Here is a 601-nt window from a genome sequence, read left to right on the forward strand (position 1 = left end):
TCGCGGGCATCCGCGTTGGCGCCTCGGGGCGCGGGCGTTGCCGTTTTGCGCTTGCCCTTGCGCGGGCATCCGCGATAGCGCCTTCGCCGCGCATGCGTTGCCCCTGTGCGGGGCGGCACCTACTTTTCTTTGCCGGCTGCAAAGAAAAGTAGGCAAAAGAAAGCAGCATCAGCACTTGCCCACGGGCCTCGAACGTCCCACCGTAGGAAGGGGCAGTTGAATTTCCATCGCCGCATGCCGGTCTGCTCGTGTGTGGAGCGGGTCAGGCGCCTGCGAGTGCATTGGCAACGCGTGCAAGCAGGCGTGCTGCCGCATGAAGTGTGGGGACGTTGGGGGCCCGTGGGTAAGTGTCAAGGGTTGGCGGTGTGAGCGGCTTTCTTTTGCCTGCTTTTCTTTGCCGCTGCAAAGAAAAGTAGGTGCCGCCCCGCACAGGGGCAACGCTTGCGCGGCGAAGGCGCTACCGCGGATGCCCGCGCAAGGGGCAACACACACCGGCAACGCCCGGGCCGTCGCCTGTGATGACGATTGCGCGCACTTGCGCTTCGCCGTTCAGACGTTCGATGCTCTGCTGCAACTGCAACAGTCCTTCGGGCGTGAACGC

1 pseudogene is annotated in these 601 nt (G+C 64.4%); it reads right to left on the reverse strand.

Annotation, left to right across the window (positions count from 1 at the left end):
• Nucleotides 1-502 precede the first annotated feature (502 nt).
• A pseudogene (locus tag H3V53_RS43295) lies at nt 503-601 on the reverse strand (enoyl-CoA hydratase); the annotation flags it as partial.

The sequence above is a fragment of the Paraburkholderia bengalensis genome, assembly GCF_037126505.1.
Taxonomy (GTDB): Bacteria; Pseudomonadota; Gammaproteobacteria; order Burkholderiales; family Burkholderiaceae; genus Paraburkholderia; species Paraburkholderia bengalensis.